We start from the raw sequence: 735 nt of genomic DNA on the forward strand, positions 1-735 counted from the left end.
GCGAGGCGGCCGGGCGCCGCCCGGGCCGTGCTCGCCGCCGTGCTGTGCCTGGTGCTGCTCGGGGCGGGCGGATACGGCCTGTTCCGGCTCGTCGGCGCCGACGACACCGTCTGCGCCCCGCCGCTGGAGCTGCGGGTGCTGACCGGCCCGGACCTCGAACCCACCCTGCGCAGCGCCGCCGACGCCTTCGTCGCCTCCCCGGCGAACACCGCGGACGACGGCTGCCGGCGCGCGGGGATCACCGTGCACAGCGCGGGCTCCGCGGACGTCGTCGGCGCGCTGAGCAGCCAGTCCGGCCTGTGGCAGGAGCCCCGCGACGAGGACACCAACCCGCAGCGGGACATCGGTCCGCAGCCCGACGTCTGGATCCCGGCCTCCGGCGCCGACGTCGCCCGGGTGATGAACGGTCAGGACACCGACGCCGTCGCCGGACTGGAACCGGACGGCGAGCCGCTCGCCTACTCCCCCGTCGTGCTGGCCGTGCCGCAGCAGATCGCCGGCGAGGCCCAGACGGAGCGCACCGGGCTGACGCTGACGGAGATGATCGACGGCCTGACCGGGCGGGACGCGGACGCCGCGGTGCGGCGCCCGGACCCGGAGCATTCCGCGGTCGGCCTGCTGGCCACCGTCGGCCTGTACGGGCCGGACGCGCGGGCCGCCGCCCGCGGCGAACGGCTGGTCGCCCAGCCGGGCCCGCCGTCCCCCACGGCCGGGGAGCTGCTGTGCACGCTGCCC

Annotated in this window: 1 protein-coding gene; it reads left to right on the forward strand. The window is 78.0% G+C overall.

What is annotated here, in order from left to right:
* On the forward strand, positions 1 to 735 hold a 735-nt coding region (locus tag G3I53_RS16155), incomplete at both ends, for a substrate-binding domain-containing protein (protein WP_164438478.1).

The organism is Streptomyces sp. SID14436 (assembly GCF_010548465.1).
In the GTDB taxonomy this organism is placed as follows: Bacteria; Actinomycetota; Actinomycetes; order Streptomycetales; family Streptomycetaceae; genus Streptomyces.